Origin of the sequence: Jannaschia halovivens, assembly GCF_046452375.1 — a bacterium.
In the GTDB taxonomy this organism is placed as follows: domain Bacteria; phylum Pseudomonadota; class Alphaproteobacteria; order Rhodobacterales; family Rhodobacteraceae; genus Jannaschia; species Jannaschia halovivens.
This window is the reverse complement of the sequence record NZ_JBKFDJ010000001.1, coordinates 1,858,444-1,875,186: the sequence shown is the minus strand read 5'-3', so window position 1 is coordinate 1,875,186 and position 16,743 is coordinate 1,858,444. Positions and strand designations below refer to the sequence as shown.

Genomic DNA, 16,743 nt, shown 5'->3' with positions numbered 1-16,743 from the left:
GTATTTCGGGCCAGAGGATCGGGCGGGCGCGCGTTAACCTTAATGGGACGTGAAGGGACGATGGGCCGATGATCCTGATCACCGAATTCATGGACGAGGCCTGGGTCGACTGGCTGCGGGCGCGGGCCGAGGTGGTCTACGAGCCGGATCTGCCCGACCGGCCGGACGATCTGGCGCGGCTGGCGGATGGGGTACAGGGGCTGATCGTGCGTAACCGGACGCAGGTGCGAGGGGCGCTTCTGGATGCCGGGTTCGCTTGCGTCGGGCGGCTGGGTGTCGGCCTCGACAATATCGACCTCGACGGCTGTGCGGCGAAGGGAATCGCCGTGTTCCCGGCGACGGGGGCCAACACGCTTTCGGTCGCGGAGTACGTGGTGACGACGGCGGCGATCCTCTTGCGCGGCGCCTACATGATGCGCCCGGCGATGGAGGCCGGGGACTGGCCGCGCGGGGTCGCGGGACAGGGGCGCGAGATCGCGGGCAAGGTGCTGGGTCTGGTCGGCTACGGCGAGATCGCGCGGAAGACGGGCGCGCTGGGGCGCGCGCTCGGGATGGAGGTCGTGGCGGCCGACCCCTATGCGACGGATTTCGAGGGCGCGCGGGAGGCGAGCGTGGCCGAGGTGCTGGCCGTGGCGGATGTCGTCTCGCTGCACGTGCCACTGACCGACGAGACGCGCGACATGGTGAACGCGGACGCGCTGGCGGCAATGAAGCCGGGCGCGGTGCTGGTCAACGCGGCGCGGGGCGGGATCGTGGACGAGGCGGCGGTCTGCGATGCGCTCCGGTCCGGGCATCTCGCGGGGGCGGCGCTCGATACCTTCGCGGCCGAACCGCTGGACGCGGCGCATTCCTTCGCGGAGGTGCCGAACCTGATCCTGACGCCGCATATCGGCGGCGTGACCGCCGAGGCGAACACGCGCGTCTCGGAGATGACGGCGCGCGCCGTGGCCGATCATCTGGGCCTCGGATGAGCCGGCCGGCCTTCACCATCCGGGGCCATGGCCTAACCGCGGTGTTCACCGATCTGGGCGCGGTCCTGCACGACCTCCGGCTCGACGGGATCGATCATCCGTTGGTGCTGGGGCTGGCGGATCTGGATCACTATCCGGAGCACTCGAACTACATGGGTGCGACGGCCGGGCGGATGGCGAACCGGATCGGGGAGGCACGGTTCGAGCTCGACGGGGTGGCGCACCGGACCGATCCCAACTTCAAGGAACGCCATACGCTGCATGGCGGATCGGCCGGGATCGGCAAGCGGGTCTGGGACGTGACGGGCCACGGAGATGACGCGATCACCTTCGCCATCGACCTCGCGGATGGCGAGATGGGGTTTCCCGGCGGGATGCGGATCGAGGCGCGTTACGTCTGTGCACCCGGCGCGGTTCTGCGGGTGACCTATCGTGCGACCTGCGATGCGCCGACGCTCTGCAACCTGGCGCATCATACGTATTGGAATCTCGACGGGGCGGCGACGGTCGCCGACCATGTCCTGACCGTCGCGGCGGATCGCTACGTGCCCGTGGATGACGACCTGATCCCGACGGGTGTCGCGCCCGTGGACGGGACCGAATTCGACTTCCGGTCCGGGCGGGCCCTGCCGGCGGCGGGGCTTCTGGACCACAATCTCTGCCTGTCGGACGCCCGCGTGCCGCTGCGCGAGGCGGCGTGGCTGCGTACGGGCGGGCTCGAGATGGCGGTGGCTACGACCGAACCGGGCCTGCAGGTCTATGACGGCGCCAAGCTGAACACGCAGGTGCCGGGGCTGGAGGGGCGCGTCTACCGCGCCCATGCCGGCGTCGCGCTCGAGCCGCAGGTCTGGCCCGATGCGCCCAACCATGCGGGCTTCCCCAGCGCGGTGCTCCGCCCGGGCGAGACCTATGAGCAAACGACGGAATTTCGATTTTCGAGGAGGTGAGGACGATGGCGTTCCAGGATTGGATGAAGCAGGCGAACCTGATCGGCGGCGACTGGGTCGGCGCGGACGGGGGCGAGACCATCGACGTGACGAACCCGGTGGACGGGTCGGTGATCGGTACGGTCCCGAAGGGGGGCCGCGCCGAGACCGCGCGCGCCATCGATGCGGCGGCGGCGGCCTTCCCGGCGTTCCGTGACATATCTCTGATGGAGCGGTGCGGCCTTCTCTGGAAGCTGCACGACGCGCTGATGGACCATCAGAAGGACCTGGCCGAGCTTCTGACCGTCGAGATGGGCAAGCCCTTGGCCGAAGCGATGGGCGAAATCGCCATCGGCGCGCAATATGTCCGCTGGTTCGCCGAAGAAGCCCGCCGCGCCAAGGGCGAGATCGTGCCCGCGGGCGTGAACGGCCGCCGCATCCTCGTTACCAAACATGCCATCGGGGTGGTGGGCATGATCACGCCTTGGAACTTCCCCAGCTCGATGCTGGCCCGGAAGGTTGCGCCCGCGCTGGCCGTCGGTTGCACGGTGGTGGCCAAGCCCGCGACGGCCACGCCCTATAGCGGCCTGGCCTGGGGCGCCCTGGCCGAGGAGGTCGGCTATCCGGCGGGCGTGGTGAACGTCGTGACCGGATCGGCGCGCGAGATCGCGGGCGCGATCATGGACGACGCACGGGTCCGTAAGGTGACGTTCACCGGGTCCACGGAGGTCGGCAAGGAGTTGATCCGGCAGTCGGCGGATACCGTGAAGAAGGTCTCGATGGAGCTGGGCGGCAACGCGCCGTTTCTCGTGTTCGACGATGCCGATCTGGACCGCGCGGTCGAGGGTGCGATGGTCTCGAAGTTCCGCAATGCGGGCCAGACCTGCGTCTGCGCCAACCGCATCTACGTCCAGTCGGGCATCCACGACGCCTTCGTCGAACGGCTGGTCGAGAAGACCCGCGCGATGAAGGTCGGCGACGGTCGGGAAAAGGGCGTCGAGCAGGGACCGATGATCGACATGGACGCGGTGGAGAAGGTCGAGGCCTTCGTCGAGGACGCCACGTCGAAGGGGGCCGAGGTCGTGACGGGCGGCGGGCGGCACGGCAAAGGCGGCACCTTCTTCGAGCCGACGGTGATGACCGGCGCGACCCAGGCGATGCGCTTCGCCAGCGAGGAGATCTTCGGCCCGCTGGCCCCGATCTTCCGCTTCGAGACCGAAGAGGAGGCGATCGAGATGGCCAACGACACGGTCTATGGACTCGCCTGCTATGCCTATACCGCCGATCTGGGTCGCGCGTTCCGGCTCAACGAGGGGCTGCAATACGGGATGATCGGGATCAATTCGGGCCTCATCACCACCGTCGAGGCGCCGTTCGGCGGCGTGAAGGAAAGCGGGCTCGGCAAGGAAGGCGGCAGCCAAGGCTTGGAGGACTACCTCGAGACGAAATACGTCTGCGTGGACGGAATCTGACGCAGGCGGCCGGGCCGTCAGACGGCCCGGTGGTCGCGCCCTAGAGAAGCCGGGGCTGCTCGGGCTCGAACGGCGCACCCTCATGGGCCAGAAGCCGTCGCTTGATGTCGAGCCCGCCCGAGAACCCGCCGATGCCGCCGTCATTGGCGACGACGCGGTGGCAGGGAATGACGATGGGGATCGGGTTGGCGCCGTTGGCCTGCCCCACGGCCTGCGCGCCTTTCGGGCGGCCGATGGCGGCGGCGATCTCGCCATAGCTGCGGGTCTGGCCCTGCGGGATGTGGCGGAGCGCGCGCCAGACCTCCTGCTGAAAGGGCGTGCCTCCGGGCGCCAGCGCGAGGTCGAAGCGCGTCAGGCGCCCGTCGAAATACGCGGCGATCTGGCCTCGGGCCTCGGGCAACACGTCCGGGTCGAGCGGCAGGTCCGGGGGCGCGTCGGACCAGTGGATCGCGGCCAGCGCGCCGCCGTCGGCCACGAGATGCAGCTGGCCGAGCGGCGTGTCGAGCGGTGTGCGCGTGCCCATCACACCGGGTTCGGCGGGTCGCGTCCTTCGGCGATGGCGATCGCGTTTTCGAGCGCCATCCGGCCCATTGCCTCGCGCACTTCCAGCGCCGCCGTTCCGAGGTGCGGCAAGAGGATCGCGTTTTCCAGCGCGCGGAGTGCGGCGGGGACGTGGGGTTCGTCTTCGTAGACGTCGAGCCCGGCGCCCGCGATGCGACCCGCCTGCAGCGTCTCGATCAGCGCCGCCTCGTCCACGAGATCGCCGCGCGCGATGTTCACGAAGATCGCATGGGGCCGCATCGCCGCAAGCGCATCCGGCCCGATGATATGCCGTGTTTCGGGCGTGGCGGCGGCGGCTGTGACCACGATGTCCGCGGCGACGCAGACCTCGGCGACGGAGCCCAGTTGCCGCGCGCCCTCGACCGTCTTCTCGGAGCGGTTGTAGAACACCACATCCATCCCGAAGCCAAGACGGCACCGCTCTGCGATGGCTTGGCCGATCCGGCCCATCCCGACGATGCCCACGGTCTTGCCGGTGACGTGCATCCCCAGCATCTGCACTGGATGCCAACCGCGCCAGTCGCCCGCGCGCACGAGCCGTTCGCCCTCGCCCGCACGGCGCGCCGTCATCAGGATCAGCGTCATGGCCGTGTCGGCGGTCGCGTCGGTGACGGCACCCGGCGTGTTGGTCACGACGAGGCCCGCGCCGCGTGCCCCGGCCACGTCGATATGGTTGTAGCCGACGCCGAAATTCGCGAGGCCCTTCGCCCGGATCGCGCCGTCGAACACGCCTGAAAAGGCGTCGCCGAGCGTCGGCAGGACGACATCATACCCGGCCAGCGCCGCGCGGCATTCGTCCGCGTCCATCGGTTGCGTCGTATCGCGCACGGTGAGGTCGAAGCGGTCGCGCGCGGCTGCCATGATGCTGTCGGGCAGCGCGCGGGAGACGAGGAGGGCGGGACGTTCGGCCATCAGTGCATCCGCCCGCCATCGGGGACCGCCTGGTCCGGGCTCAGGAGGACGACCTCGCCCTCGGCGTCGGGAAGACCGAGCACCAGCACCTCGGACATGAAGGGTCCGATCTGGCGGGGCGGGAAGTTCACGACGGCCACGACCTGCCGCCCGACCAGCGCCTCGGGCGTGTAGTGCCGCGTCACCTGCGCCGAGGTCTTGCGTTCGCCCAGCTCGGCGCCGAAATCGACCCACATCTTGATTGCGGGCTTGCGGGCCTCGGGAAAGGGCTCGGCGCGGGTGACGCGCCCGACGCGGATATCGACCTTCAGGAAGTCGTCGAAGGTGATGTCGGTCATGCGCGCAACTCCCGCGAGCGGTCGGCGGCGGCGGCGACCGTTTGCGCCATCAGGTCGGGCAGGGCAGGCATCAGCACCTCGAGACCGGCCTGCGTCGTGCCGCCCGGAGAGGTGACGTTCACCCGAAGCTGGGCCGGATCCTCGCCCGTCATGGCCAGCTTGCCCGCGCCCGCGACCGTCGCGCGTGCCAGCCGCAGTGCGAGGTCGGGGGCCAGGCCCTGCGCTTCACCCGCCGCGGCCATCGCCTCAATCATGTGGAAGACATAGGCCGGGCCCGATCCCGACAGGCCCGTCACCGCGTCCATCTGGTCCTCGTGGTCCAGCCGCACGACCTCTCCGACCGCCGCGAGGAAGGTTTCGGCGGTGTCGAGATCGGCGGCGGTGGCGGCGGCGTTCCCGACGATCGCGGTGATGCCCCGGCCGACGGCGGCGGGTGTGTTGGGCATGGCGCGAACGAGGCGGATGTCGCCCAGCGCGGCCTCGTAGGCGGCGATGGGCGTTCCTGCCGCGACTGTCACGAAGAGCGTGTTCGTCAGCGCCCGGAGGGCGGGCAGGGCCGCGTCCATCATCTGCGGCTTGACGGCGATCAGGGCGAGGGCGGGCGCATCGGGCAGGGCGGTATTCAGCGCCACACCCGTACCCCGGAGCCAGGCCGAGGGCGCCGGATCGATCACCGTGACGGCGGCAGCCGACAGCCCCCGCTCCAGCCATCCGGCCAGCATCGCCGACCCCATCTTGCCGCAGCCCAGGAGAACCAGCCCGCGCGCGTTGACGTCCTCGAAATCCATCGTCCCACCTCCGGGGCGCGAGCCTAGCCGCGCCGGGGCCGCGCGCAAGTCAGGCGTGGCCGTAGGCTTCGGCCATCGCGATCTGCATCGCGTCCGACGGGCGGCGACCGCCCCAGCACACCAGTTGGAACGCCGGGTAGTAGCGCTCGCCCGCGAGGATCGCCTCGGCGACCATCTGGTTGATCTGCTCGACCTGTGCGCAAGCGCCCCCCGCCAGCACCAGGCCGTAGCGATAGACCATCATCTTCTGTTCCAGCCAGTAGCTGAACGCCCCCGCCCAGCACTGGTCATTGGCGAGGTTCAGCGTCTCGTAGAGACGCGGCAGACTGTCGGCGGGCGGCTCCATCTCGAAGCAGCAGATCAGACGTAGCGTCTCGTCGGTCTCGGACCAGGCGAGGGTAACCGAATAGCTGCGCCACTGGCCCTCGACCACCATGGCGATCTGATCCTCGCCGACGCGGTCGAAATCCCATTCATGGGTCTCGGCCACGGTCTCGACGAGGTCGATGGGGTGGAGGTCGCCTGTTTCGGAGAACTGATCGCGTTGATGGAGCATGGTCGAAGCCTTCCGCTCTGGCCGCTAGGTCTGGGGTGGGGGGCGAGCCTTATGATTGGATCGTCCCGTCCCACACAAGATATGGTGGAGCGGGGCGCACGGTCTGTAAAGAGCGGGTTTCGCCTTCTCCACAGCTAATCGTGGCCGTCGCGCGGGGTGCGCGACTTGCGCCCGTCCCCGCCTCCGCTACCGTTCGGGCCGAAGCATCGGAGGGGACGGCATGGAGTTGAAGGGATGCGTGGCGGCGATCACCGGCGGGGCCGGCGGGCTGGGCGCTGCGGTCGCGCGGCACGTGGCGGCCGCGGGCGGATCGGTCGCGATCCTCGACCGCGATGCGGGTGGCGCGGCGCTGGCCGAGGAGATCGGCGGCCGGTTCTTCGCGCTCGACGTGACGGATACCGCGGCCTGTGCCGCCGTGCTGGCCGAGGTCGCGGGCGCGGGACGGCTGGACCTGATGGTCAACTGCGCCGGCATCGCGCCCGCCGCCAAGACCGTCGGGCGGGACGGCGTGCATGACCCGGAGCTTTTCGCGCGCGTCATCGCGATCAACCTGATCGGCACTTTCAACTGTGCCTCGGCCGCCGCCGCGATCATGTCTTCACAGGACGGGCAAGGCCCCGACGGGGAGCGCGGGGTGATCGTGAACACCGCGTCGGTCGCGGCATACGAGGGGCAGATCGGGCAGGCAGCCTATGCGGCGTCCAAGGGCGGGGTGGCTTCGCTGACGCTGCCGATGGCGCGGGACCTGGCGTCGCGGGGCGTCCGCGTGGTCGCGGTGGCACCGGGCCTCTTCCTGACGCCGATGCTGCAGGGCCTGCCGCAGGAGGTGCAGGACAGTCTCGGGGCGCAGGTCCCGTATCCGTCGCGGCTGGGCCAGCCCTCGGAATTCGCGTCGCTCGTGGCCGAGATCGCGCGCAACCCGATGCTCAACGGCGAGGTCATCCGGCTGGACGGCGCGATCCGGATGACGCCGCGATGACGCTGGCCGACTGGACCCCGCTGACCTTCGAGCCCGCGCCCGTGCTGGAAGGGGCCGCGACGCGGCTCGAGCGGTTGTCGGTCGACCATGCCGATGCGCTGGATGCGGCGAACCGCGCCGATGACGCGATGTGGGCCTATCTGCCCTATGGACCGTTCGCCGATCCGGGCACCTATCGGGACTGGGTGGCGGAGGCGGCCGCGTCGAGCGATCCGGTCTTCTATGCCATCCGGGGCGATGATGGCTGGGCGGGGGTGGCCTCCTACCTGCGCGTGGACCGCGCGAACGGCGTGATCGAGATCGGCCATATCGCGATGTCGGCGGCGCTCCAGCGGACGCGGGCGGCGAGCGAGGCGGTTCACCTGATGATCGAACAGGCCTTCGCGGCGGGGTTCCGGCGGGTGGAATGGAAATGCGACGCCGCGAACGGCCCCAGCCTCGCGGCGGGGCGCCGCTACGGGTTCGGCTATGACGGGACGTTCCGGCAGCACATGGTCGTGAAGGGGCGCAACCGCGATACGGCGTGGTTCGCTATCCTCGACGGCGACTGGCCGCGCATCCGCGACGTGCACCGTGCCTGGCTCGACGCCGATAATTTCGATGCCGAGGGCCGGCAGGCCCGGTCGCTGTCGGTGATGGTCGCCGAGGCGGCGGGCGCCACCGTCGCCTAGACCACCCGCGGCTCGGCCAGACGTTCGGTGATGAGGGCGTGAAGCGCGGGGCGAATGTCGTCGACCGCGCGCCGGGCCAGCTTGTCGGATTGCGACAGCAGGGCCGCATCATGGCCCGTACGGGCGACGCCGCGCAGGAAATCGGCGACGAAGCCCGGCGGCACCGAGCCGTCGCCCAGCAGGCGTTCGGCGTGCAGCAGGTCTTCGGACAGCGCGAGGCGGTCGGGCTCGACCGTTTCGGCGCCGACCACGCGCAGGCCCTTGGGGCGCTGGTCGTCGGGCAGTGCGCCCAGGATGACGGACTGGAAGGCGGCCAGGCTCTCGATCGGCTTGGGAAGGAACGCGTCCGCCCCGGCGTCGAGCGCCGCCGCCTCGACCTCGGAGGCGTCGCGGCCCGAGGTGGCAAGCACCACGTCGGGGCGCTGCGCCGCCGTCCGCAGGCGGGCGATCAGGTCGAGCCCGTCGCCGTCCGGCAGCCCCAGATCGACGATCACGATACCGGCGCGGTAGGTGTTGAGATGACGCTCGGCGGCGGCGAGACTATCGGCGCGGCGGATGCGCGCCCCGGACCGAAGCGCCAGAAGGCGCACCGCTTCGGAGGCGAAGCGGCTGTCCTCGACCAGAAGGACCGTCTGGCCGAACAGGGGTCGCGCGGGCGTGGGAACGGGGCGGGCCATGAGGGCGATTTCATCCATCGTCGTCTTCTCCGATTCCTGAGATGTCTGCTCCCCGCCAGAATTGCGCCGTCAGTCCTAACAAAGCGTGAACATGTCCGCGGCGCGGCTTGCGGCGCCGCGCCGTCCTGCCCATAACGCCCCCCGAATGCGGACCAAGGGGGCGCTGCGATGATCGGACGACTGAACCACGTGGCCATCGCGGTGCCGGACCTGGACGCGGCTGCGGCGCAGTACCGCGACACGCTGGGCGCCCATGTGAACCCGCCGCAGGACGAGCCGGATCACGGCGTGACGGTGGTCTTCATCGAGCTGCCGAACACCAAGATCGAGCTTCTGCATCCGCTGGGCGACGGCTCGCCTATCGCGGGTTTTCTCGAGAAGAACCCCTCGGGCGGCATCCATCACATCTGCTACGAGGTCGAGGATATCCTTGCGGCGCGCGACGCGTTGACGGCGTCCGGCGCGCGCGTCCTCGGGACCGGCGAGCCGAAGATCGGGGCGCATGGCAACCCGGTTCTGTTCCTGCATCCGAAGGATTTCACGGGCACGCTGGTCGAGCTGGAGCAGGTGCCCGCGGCGGAGGCCGTCTGATGTCCATCTTCTCGGCTTTCGTGGTCTTCGCGATGATCTGGGCGATGGTCTTCATGATCGGGCTTCAGGTCGGCCAGCGCACCCAGGGCGACGCGGGCGAGGTCACGCGCGGCACCCACGCCTCGACCCCCGAACGTCCGATCGGGGTCTATCGCCGGATGGCCTGGGCGACGGCGATCGCCCTGGCGATCTGGGTGCCGATGATCTGGCTAATCACCTCGGGGCACATCACGATCGACGGGATTCGCGCCGTGACGGGGCGGCCGATCCGCGATTGATGCGGTGAAAGAGGTGGGTGAAGGTCGCGGCCCCCACCACCGGTACCAGAAGGTTCAGGATCGGAACCGAAAGCGGGATGGCCATGAGGATGCCCGTGGCCCAGATCTGCGCGCGGTGGCGGGTGCGGAAGGCCGCGGCCTCGTCCCGGCTGAGATGGCGGAGCGCGACGAGCTGCGCGTATTCGCGGCCGAGCAGGAACCCGTTGACCCCCCAGAAGATCAGGAGCGCGAAGGGCGCCAGTACGAGATAGGCGATCAGCGCGAGGATGTTCGCCCCGATGACGAGACCGAGAAACCCCGCACTCTCGCGCGCCATTTCGAGCCAGCCCTGCGCGCGGGCGGGGGGCAGGCCGGGATAGTGCCGGTCCTCGACAGCCTGCGCGATCCGGTCGAGGAAAAGGCCCGTGAAGGCCGAGGCCACGGGCACCATCAAGAAGACCGACGCGATCAGCGTGAAGGGTACGACCGCCCAGCCCGCCGCGTTATCGAGCCAGGTCACCTCGCCCAGCCACGGCAGCGTCACGGTCGGCCCGACCAGCCATTGCGCCCCCCACACGAGAAGCACCGAGAAGCCGATCAGGAGCACCGCCGACAGGCCGATCCCGGCCAGCAGCACGCCGCGAAAGCGCGGATCGGTCAGTTGGCCGAGGGCCAGCGTCAGGTTGCGGATCATGCGTCGACCCAGGCGATCTTGGCCTGCGGATCGGGGCGGGGCCGTTCGGGCGGCACGACCGTCTCGGTCCCCAGAACGATCAGCCCGGCGAGGAAGGCGGGCGGTTCGATGTCGAAGCCGTCGCGCAGGAAATCGGTATCCGTGGCCATCCAGCCCGAAAGCCAGTTGGCCCCCCAGCCCGCCGCCTGCGCCGCGCAGACGAGGTTGTGGCAGAGCGCCCCGGCGCTGAGGATCTGTTCGACCTGCGGGATCTTCCCGGACGGCAGGGGGTCCGAGATCACGCCCACCATGCCGGGGGCCGCGTCGAACATGGCACGGGCCTTTGCCGTGTGCTCGGGATCGAGACCGCGCGCGCGGCCCAGCCGCTCGGTCAGGGCCGCGAGCCGGTCGAGCGCCGCGCCCGACAGCACCACCAGCCGCCAGGGTTCGAGCTTGCCGTGATCGGGCACGCGAAGCGCGGTTTCGAGGATGGCTGACAAGGCGGCACGATCGGGCGCGGGGGCCGCAAGCGTCTTGGCCGGACGGGAGCGGCGGGCCGCGAGGAAGGCGGTGGCCTCGGCATTGGGAGCGAGTGGGGGAATGCTGTGCGTCATGGTCGCTATGTCAGCCCCGCGCGCGCCGGTTTCAAGCGCGCAGGCGCTGTGCGCGGATGGCCCGTTCCGGCGGCGCAGGCACATGCGGTCCCGTGCGAGACCGACGGCCGACTGCGCGAGACGATGTCCGCGCTTCGACCGGCCGTCAGCCCGCCTTCTTGGCCGCCGGCTTTTTCTTGGCGGCGGGCTTCTTCGCCGCACCCTTCCGGGCAGGCTTCTTCTTGGCGGCCTTCGCGTCGATCAGTTCGACCGCTTGCGCCACCGTCAACTCCTCGGGCGAGACGTCCTTCGGGAGCGTCGCGTTCACCTTTTCCCACTTCACGTACGGCCCGAACCGGCCTTCCATCACGGCCATCGCGCCGCCGTTCTCGGGATGCTCGCCCAGGTCGCGCAGCGCCTTGGCCGCCTGTCGCCCCGCGCCGCGCGGATTGGCGCGCTTCTCGGCTAGCACCTCGACGGCGCGGTTCATGCCGATGGTGAAGACCTCCTCCTCGTCGGCGAGGTTGGCGTAGACGGGCTTGGCGTCCTCGGGGCGCTTGTGCATCACGTAGGGCCCGTAGCGGCCGAGATTGGTCTCGATGGGCTGGCCGTCCTCGGGATGCATGCCGACCTGCCGGGGCAGCGACAGGAGCTGCAGGCCCCGGTCGAGGTCCAGCGCCTCGGGCGCCCACATCTTGGGCAGGCTGGAACGCTTGGGCTTGGGATTCTCGTCGGTCTTCTCGCCCAGCTGGACGTAGGGCCCGAAGCGGCCCGACTTCAGCCAGACTTCCAGCCCGCTCTCGGGCTCGACCCCTAGCATCCGGTCCTCGCCCGTCTGCTCGCCCTCCATGCCCGGCGGGCCGAAGGGGCGGGTGTACTTGCACTCGGGATAGCGGCCGCAGCCGATGAACGCGCCGCCCGAACGGGCCGTGCGCATCGACAGGCGCCCCTCTTCGCAGCGCGGGCAGAGACGCGGATCGGTGCCGTCGCCCTTGTCGGGGAAGAGATGCGGCTCGAGCACCTCGTTGATCTTCTCCAGCACGTCGGTGATCCGCAGCTCCGCCGTCTCGTCCACCGCGGCCTTGAAGTCGCGCCAGAACCTCCCGAGCACGTCCTTGTAATTCGCGTCCCCCGCCGAAACCTGGTCGAGTTCGTCCTCGAGGCCGGCAGTGAAGTCGTAGCCCACGTAGCGCCGGAAGTAGTTCGACAGGAACGCGGTGACGAGCCGCCCCTGATCCTCGGGGAAGAGCCGGTTGCCCTCCTTGCGGACATAGCCGCGGTCGACGATCGTCCCGAGGATGCTGGCATAGGTCGAGGGTCGCCCGATGCCGAGCTCCTCCATCTTCTTGACCAGCGTCGCCTCGGTGTAGCGGGGCGGCGGCTGGGTGAAACTCTGCTGTCCGAGGACCGCGTTCGACGGCGCCTTCACGAGCTGGTTGTCCGAAGTCTCGTCCGCGTAGGCCGCGACCTTCCTGGCCGCGTCGCCCTCGTGGATGGCGGGCAGGCGCTTGTCGTCCTCCGACGCCTCGGTCTCGTCGTCGCGCCCTTCGGTATAGACCTTCATGAATCCCTCGAAGGCCACGACCTGCCCCGTCGCACGCAGCTCCACCTGTTCGTCGCGGTCGGCGATCGTCACGGTCGTCCGCTCCAGCCGCGCGGCCTCCATCTGGCTGGCGAGCGTGCGCTTCCAGATCAGGTCGTAAAGCTTCTTCTGGTCCGCCTCGAGCCGCAGGTCGCCCGCGGCCTTGGTCATGTCGGTGGGACGGATACACTCATGCGCTTCCTGCGCGTTCTTGGCCTTGTTCTTGTACATGCGGGGGCTGCCCGGCACGTAGTCCTTGCCGTAGCGGTCGGCGATGGCGTCGCGAGCGGCGTGGACGGCCTCCGAGGCCATGTCGATGCCGTCGGTCCGCATGTAGGTGATGTGCCCCGCTTCATAGAGCCGCTGCGCGGTGGACATCGCCGCCTTGGCGCCCATGCCGAACTTGCGGCTGGCTTCCTGTTGCAGGGTCGAGGTCATGAAGGGCGGGCTGGGGTTGCGGGTGCCGGGCTTGGCCTCGACGCTCGTGACCGAAAGATCGCGGCTCTCGACGGCCTGCACGGCCAGCTCGGCCTGGGTCGCGTCGGCGAGGTCGAACCGGTCGAGCTTCTTGCCCGCGAGCGCCACCAGCCGTGCCTCGAAGGTCTGGCCGCGCGGCGTCTCGAGCATGGCGCGGACGGACCAGTATTCGCGCGGATCGAAGGCCTCGATCTCCATCTCGCGCTCGACGATCAGGCGCAGGCTGACCGACTGGACGCGGCCCGCCGACTTGGCACCGGGCAGCTTGCGCCAGAGCACCGGGCTCAGGTTGAACCCCACGAGGTAGTCGAGCGCGCGGCGCGCCAGGTAGGCGTGGACGAGCGGGGTGTCGATCTCGCGCGGGTTGGCGATGGCCTCCTGCACGGCGGTCTTGGTGATGGCGTTGAAGGCGACCCGGCTGACGGGCATGTCCTTCTTGATGCCGCGCCGGTTCAGCAGCGCCTCCTGCAGGTGCCAGGAGATGGCCTCGCCCTCGCGGTCGGGGTCGGTGGCGAGGATCAGGTTCGGATCGTCGGCCAGTGCGTCCGCGATATCCTTGATCCGCTTCTTCGAATCCGCAGGCACCTCCCAGGTCATGCCCCAGTCGTCGGTATCGACCGACCCGTCCTTGCCCACAAGATCGCGGACGTGGCCGTAGCTGGCCAGCACCGTGTAATCGGACCCCAGATAGCCGTTGATGGTCTTGGCCTTGGCCGGGGATTCGACGACGACGACGGGCATGGGGCGGAACCTCGGGCTGGGGTCGGACGGGGTACGCGGTGGCGATCCCCCTTGGGCGGCGGACCATGTGGGGGGTCCCGGCGGATTGTCAATGGGAGGGCCGGTCGGGCGATCGGACGCCGCGCGCGTCCGCGAGACGGGGCGCTGGAATGCGGGATTTCGGCCCGGGCACCGACCGATCGGACCGGGGTCGGGCGCCTTCGCCGGGGTGCGCCATGCGGGCGGGCACGGCCCCTGCCGTCGCGGTTCTGGACCGGCTAGAGGCGGACGAGCGACCCGCCGGGCCGGCGCGCGATCTCGCCTGCGAGTTCCAGCTCCGAGAGCTGTGCCGCGACCGCCCGCGCGTCGGCCTCGCCGCCCGGCGCGAGGTCGCGGCGAAGCTGATCCTCGGCCACGGGAACCGGCGACAGGAGCGACAGGATGCGGGCGCGCAGCGCTGTCGCGTCGCCAGCGGTCGCGGCGGGTACGGCCGGCTGGGTGTCGGATGCCGGCGCGGGGCGCCGGGGTGCATCACGCATCAGCCCATCGAGCAGGTCCAGCACGTCCTCGGCCCCGCGCACCAGCGTCGCACCGTCGCGCAGCAGAAGGTTGCAGCCGGACGCACGGGTGTCGAATGGGTGGCCGGGCACGGCCATCACCTCGCGCCCCTGGTCGAGCGCGTCGCGCGCCGTAATCATTGAGCCCGAGCGTGCCGCCGCCTCGACCACGACGACGGCCTGCGCCACGCCCGACACGATGCGGTTGCGGCGCGGGAAGTCGCGCGCCGTCGGGTGCAGGCCGAAGGGTCGCTCGGAGAGCGCGCAGCCCGCCGCGGCGATCGCGGACGCGAGCTCGGAATTCTCGGCGGGGTACACCCGGTCGAGCCCGCCTGCGTGGACGGCAACCGTCCCGCCGTCCAGCGCGGCGGTGTGGGCGGCGGTGTCGACGCCGCGCGCAAGCCCCGAGACCACGGTCACGCCCGCCTCGGACAGGGCGCGGCCCAATGCGCGGGCCATACGGAGCGCCAGGGACGAGGCGTTCCGCGTGCCGACGACCGCGACGCTGCGCCGGGTCAGAAGCTTCGGGTCGCCCTGGCACCAGAGCACCGGCGGCGCGTCGCCCACCTGCGCCAGGCGATGGGGAAAGCCCGGCGCGCCCAGGGTCAGGAGCCGCGCGCCCGCGGCCTTGGCGGCCCGGATCTCGCGACGGATCTCGGCCTCGGTCGCGGGGGCGTAGGACGTGTCGCCCGCCGCCGCGGCCAGAGCCGGAAGGGCCGCCAGCGCGGCGACGGCATCGCCATGCGCGGCGATCAGGCGTCGGAAGGTGGCCGGGCCGACCCGCCGCGATCGCGCCAGCCGGAGCCGTGCGAAGAGTTCGTCCTGCGGCGGGGGCGCATCGAAAAGCGGCAGCGGCGCCTCGGAGAAGCCGCGGGCCGCGTCCAGCAGGTCGGGAATCGCGTCATCCATGGCCCCGAGCATCGCCGCGGGGGCGTTGCCAAACGGTTAACGCGGCGCGATCTCGCGCGTCAGGCTGCCGAGCCGCCCACCGTCAGGCCGCCGATCAGCAGTGTCGGCTGGCCCACGCCCACCGGCACCCATTGACCCGCCTTGCCGCAATTCCCCATCCCCGGGTCCAGCGCCATGTCGTTGCCGATGGCACGGATGCCCTTGAGCGCCGTCGCGCCGTCGCCGATCAGGGTCGCGCCCTTGACCGGGGCGCCGACGACGCCGTTCGTCACGCGGTAGGCCTCGGTGCAGGAGAAGACGAACTTGCCGTTGGTGATGTCGACCTGACCGCCGCCGAAGCCCACGGCATAGATGCCGTCCTTCACATCGCCCACGATCCCAGCCGGATCGGCGTTGCCGCCCAGCATGTAGGTGTTGGTCATCCGCGTCATCGGCGCATGGGCATAGCTTTCGCGCCGTCCGTTCCCGGTCGGGGCCACACCCATCAGCCGCGCGCTCTGGCGGTCCTGCATGTAGCCCACGAGGATGCCGTCCTCGATCAGGGTGTTCTTCCCCGAGGGCGTCCCCTCGTCGTCGACGCTGATGGACCCGCGCCGGTCGGGGATCGTGCCGTCGTCGAGCACGGTGACGCCCGGCGACGCGACGCGCTGCCCCATCAGGCCCGCGAAGGCCGACTGGCCCTTGCGGTTGAAGTCGCCTTCCAGCCCGTGGCCCACCGCCTCGTGCAGAAGGATGCCGGGCCAGCCCGCGCCGAGGGCGACGTCCATCACGCCCGCGGGGGCGGGGATGGCCGAGAGGTTCACGACGGCGATCCGCAGCGCTTCGCGCGCGACGCCCTCCCAATGGTCGCGGGTCATCAGCCCGGTCAGCCCGATGCGCCCGCCGCCCCCGGCCGAGCCGCTTTCGCGGCGGCCCCCCTCCTCGACAATGATCGAGACGTTGAGGCGAACCATCGGGCGCACATCCGTGACCGACAGGCCCTCGGGGCGAAGGATCTCCACCTCCTGATGCGAGGCGGCCATGGAAGCGCTGACCTGCACGACGCGGGGGTCGAGCGCGCGGGCGAAGGCGTCGATCTCGCGCAGGGTGTCGAGCTTTACGGCGAAGGCCGCGCCCGCGATCGGGTCGTCGTCGCCATAGAGCCGCCGGTTGGTACGCGCGGGCGCGTCCGCAAGCGTGCCGCCGCCGTCGCCCACGGCGAGGCGCACGGTCTCGGAGGCGCGGGTCAGCGCCTCTTCGGAGATTTCGGTCGAATGGGCGTAGCCGGCCGTCTCACCCCGCACCGCGCGCAGGCCAAACCCCTCGGAGGCGTCGTAGCTGGCCGTCTTCACCCGGCCGTCATCGAACACCACCACCTCGGAGCGCCGCCGCTCGAGAAAGAGCTCGCCGTCATCGGCACCGGCAGTGGCGGCGCGCAAGGTGGCCAGTGCGGCCTCGCGATCGAGCAGGGTCTCGAAGGGGCGGAAAGGGGCATCGGTCATGGGGCGTCTCCGGTCACGGTTCCCGCATAGATAGGACGTCGGCGCGCCGGAC

At 70.4% G+C, this 16,743-nt stretch carries 18 protein-coding genes; 7 read left to right on the top strand and 11 right to left on the bottom strand.

Features of this window, described 5'->3' with window-relative positions; all coding sequences use genetic code 11:
- Positions 1-68: 68 nt before the first annotated feature.
- Genes ACK8OR_RS09545 through ACK8OR_RS09535 form a run of 3 tightly spaced genes read left to right on the top strand, consistent with a single transcriptional unit; the run spans position 69 to position 3,369 of the window.
- Complete coding sequence (locus ACK8OR_RS09545; protein ID WP_410189167.1) at positions 69-971, top strand: hydroxyacid dehydrogenase; 903 nt, start codon at positions 69-71, stop codon at positions 969-971.
- Positions 968-1,918, top strand: a complete 951-nt coding sequence (locus ACK8OR_RS09540; RefSeq protein ID WP_410189166.1) for an aldose epimerase family protein — start codon at positions 968-970, stop codon at positions 1,916-1,918. The genes ACK8OR_RS09545 and ACK8OR_RS09540 overlap by 4 nt, the downstream gene beginning before the upstream one ends.
- Before the next feature lie 5 nt (positions 1,919-1,923).
- Positions 1,924-3,369 (top strand): NAD-dependent succinate-semialdehyde dehydrogenase, encoded by a 1,446-nt coding sequence (locus ACK8OR_RS09535; protein WP_410189165.1) that lies wholly within the window; start codon positions 1,924-1,926, stop codon positions 3,367-3,369.
- Between the two features lie 40 nt (positions 3,370-3,409).
- On the opposite strand, the gene ACK8OR_RS09530 is transcribed toward ACK8OR_RS09535, so the two are convergent.
- From ACK8OR_RS09530 to ACK8OR_RS09510, 5 genes are read right to left on the bottom strand one after another with little or no spacing between them, the layout of a single operon-like run.
- A complete protein-coding gene (locus tag ACK8OR_RS09530) occupies positions 3,410-3,892 on the bottom strand; it encodes a methylated-DNA--[protein]-cysteine S-methyltransferase (RefSeq protein ID WP_410189164.1) in 483 nt (160 codons plus the stop codon).
- Complete coding sequence (locus ACK8OR_RS09525) at positions 3,892-4,842, bottom strand: 2-hydroxyacid dehydrogenase (protein ID WP_410189163.1); 951 nt, start codon at positions 4,840-4,842, stop codon at positions 3,892-3,894. Before ACK8OR_RS09525 ends, ACK8OR_RS09530 begins: the two co-directional genes overlap by 1 nt.
- Positions 4,842-5,180 (bottom strand): tRNA-binding protein, encoded by a 339-nt coding sequence (locus tag ACK8OR_RS09520; protein WP_410189162.1) that lies wholly within the window; start codon positions 5,178-5,180, stop codon positions 4,842-4,844. The genes ACK8OR_RS09525 and ACK8OR_RS09520 overlap by 1 nt, the downstream gene beginning before the upstream one ends.
- Positions 5,177-5,968 (bottom strand): pyrroline-5-carboxylate reductase, encoded by a 792-nt coding sequence (proC, locus tag ACK8OR_RS09515; RefSeq protein WP_410189161.1) that lies wholly within the window; start codon positions 5,966-5,968, stop codon positions 5,177-5,179. The genes ACK8OR_RS09520 and proC overlap by 4 nt, the downstream gene beginning before the upstream one ends.
- 49 nt (positions 5,969-6,017) lie before the next feature.
- Complete coding sequence (locus ACK8OR_RS09510; protein WP_410189160.1) at positions 6,018-6,524, bottom strand: type III secretion system chaperone family protein; 507 nt, start codon at positions 6,522-6,524, stop codon at positions 6,018-6,020.
- Between the two features lie 220 nt (positions 6,525-6,744).
- On the opposite strand from ACK8OR_RS09510, the gene ACK8OR_RS09505 reads away from it, so the two are divergent.
- Both ACK8OR_RS09505 and ACK8OR_RS09500 read left to right on the top strand, forming a co-directional pair.
- On the top strand, positions 6,745-7,503 hold the full coding sequence (locus ACK8OR_RS09505; RefSeq protein ID WP_410189159.1) for an SDR family NAD(P)-dependent oxidoreductase: 759 nt from the start codon (positions 6,745-6,747) through the stop codon (positions 7,501-7,503).
- A complete protein-coding gene (locus ACK8OR_RS09500) occupies positions 7,500-8,174 on the top strand; it encodes a GNAT family N-acetyltransferase (protein ID WP_410189158.1) in 675 nt (224 codons plus the stop codon). The genes ACK8OR_RS09505 and ACK8OR_RS09500 overlap by 4 nt, the downstream gene beginning before the upstream one ends.
- Here ACK8OR_RS09500 and ACK8OR_RS09495 read toward each other — a convergent pair.
- Positions 8,171-8,869 carry a response regulator gene (locus ACK8OR_RS09495; RefSeq protein ID WP_410189157.1) on the bottom strand — a complete coding sequence of 233 codons (699 nt, stop codon included), beginning with the start codon at positions 8,867-8,869 and terminating at the stop codon, positions 8,171-8,173. The two genes, ACK8OR_RS09500 and ACK8OR_RS09495, sit on opposite strands and share 4 nt — an antisense overlap.
- Before the next feature lie 150 nt (positions 8,870-9,019).
- Here ACK8OR_RS09495 and mce point away from each other — a divergent pair, with 150 nt between their 5' ends.
- Both mce and ACK8OR_RS09485 read left to right on the top strand, forming a co-directional pair.
- Entirely contained in the window at positions 9,020-9,442 is a 423-nt protein-coding gene (gene mce, locus ACK8OR_RS09490; RefSeq protein ID WP_410189156.1) for a methylmalonyl-CoA epimerase, read from the top strand.
- Positions 9,442-9,720, top strand: coding sequence for a DUF1467 family protein (locus ACK8OR_RS09485; protein WP_410189155.1), 279 nt, complete (start codon positions 9,442-9,444; stop codon positions 9,718-9,720). Before mce ends, ACK8OR_RS09485 begins: the two co-directional genes overlap by 1 nt.
- Here ACK8OR_RS09485 and ACK8OR_RS09480 read toward each other — a convergent pair.
- The 5 genes from ACK8OR_RS09480 to tldD form a co-directional block, all read right to left on the bottom strand.
- Positions 9,671-10,393, bottom strand: a complete 723-nt coding sequence (locus ACK8OR_RS09480; RefSeq protein WP_410189154.1) for an EI24 domain-containing protein — start codon at positions 10,391-10,393, stop codon at positions 9,671-9,673. The genes ACK8OR_RS09485 and ACK8OR_RS09480 overlap by 50 nt on opposite strands.
- Complete coding sequence (locus ACK8OR_RS09475) at positions 10,390-10,986, bottom strand: nitroreductase family protein (RefSeq protein WP_410189153.1); 597 nt, start codon at positions 10,984-10,986, stop codon at positions 10,390-10,392. The genes ACK8OR_RS09480 and ACK8OR_RS09475 overlap by 4 nt, the downstream gene beginning before the upstream one ends.
- 145 nt (positions 10,987-11,131) lie before the next feature.
- Positions 11,132-13,765 (bottom strand): type I DNA topoisomerase, encoded by a 2,634-nt coding sequence (topA, locus tag ACK8OR_RS09470; protein WP_410189152.1) that lies wholly within the window; start codon positions 13,763-13,765, stop codon positions 11,132-11,134.
- Positions 13,766-14,022: 257 nt separating this feature from the next.
- Positions 14,023-15,210 carry a DNA-processing protein DprA gene (gene dprA, locus ACK8OR_RS09465; protein WP_410189151.1) on the bottom strand — a complete coding sequence of 396 codons (1,188 nt, stop codon included), beginning with the start codon at positions 15,208-15,210 and terminating at the stop codon, positions 14,023-14,025.
- Between the two features lie 59 nt (positions 15,211-15,269).
- Positions 15,270-16,691: a metalloprotease TldD gene (gene tldD, locus ACK8OR_RS09460; RefSeq protein WP_410189150.1), complete on the bottom strand. Its 1,422-nt coding sequence runs from the start codon at positions 16,689-16,691 to the stop codon at positions 15,270-15,272.
- Positions 16,692-16,743: the final 52 nt, after the last annotated feature.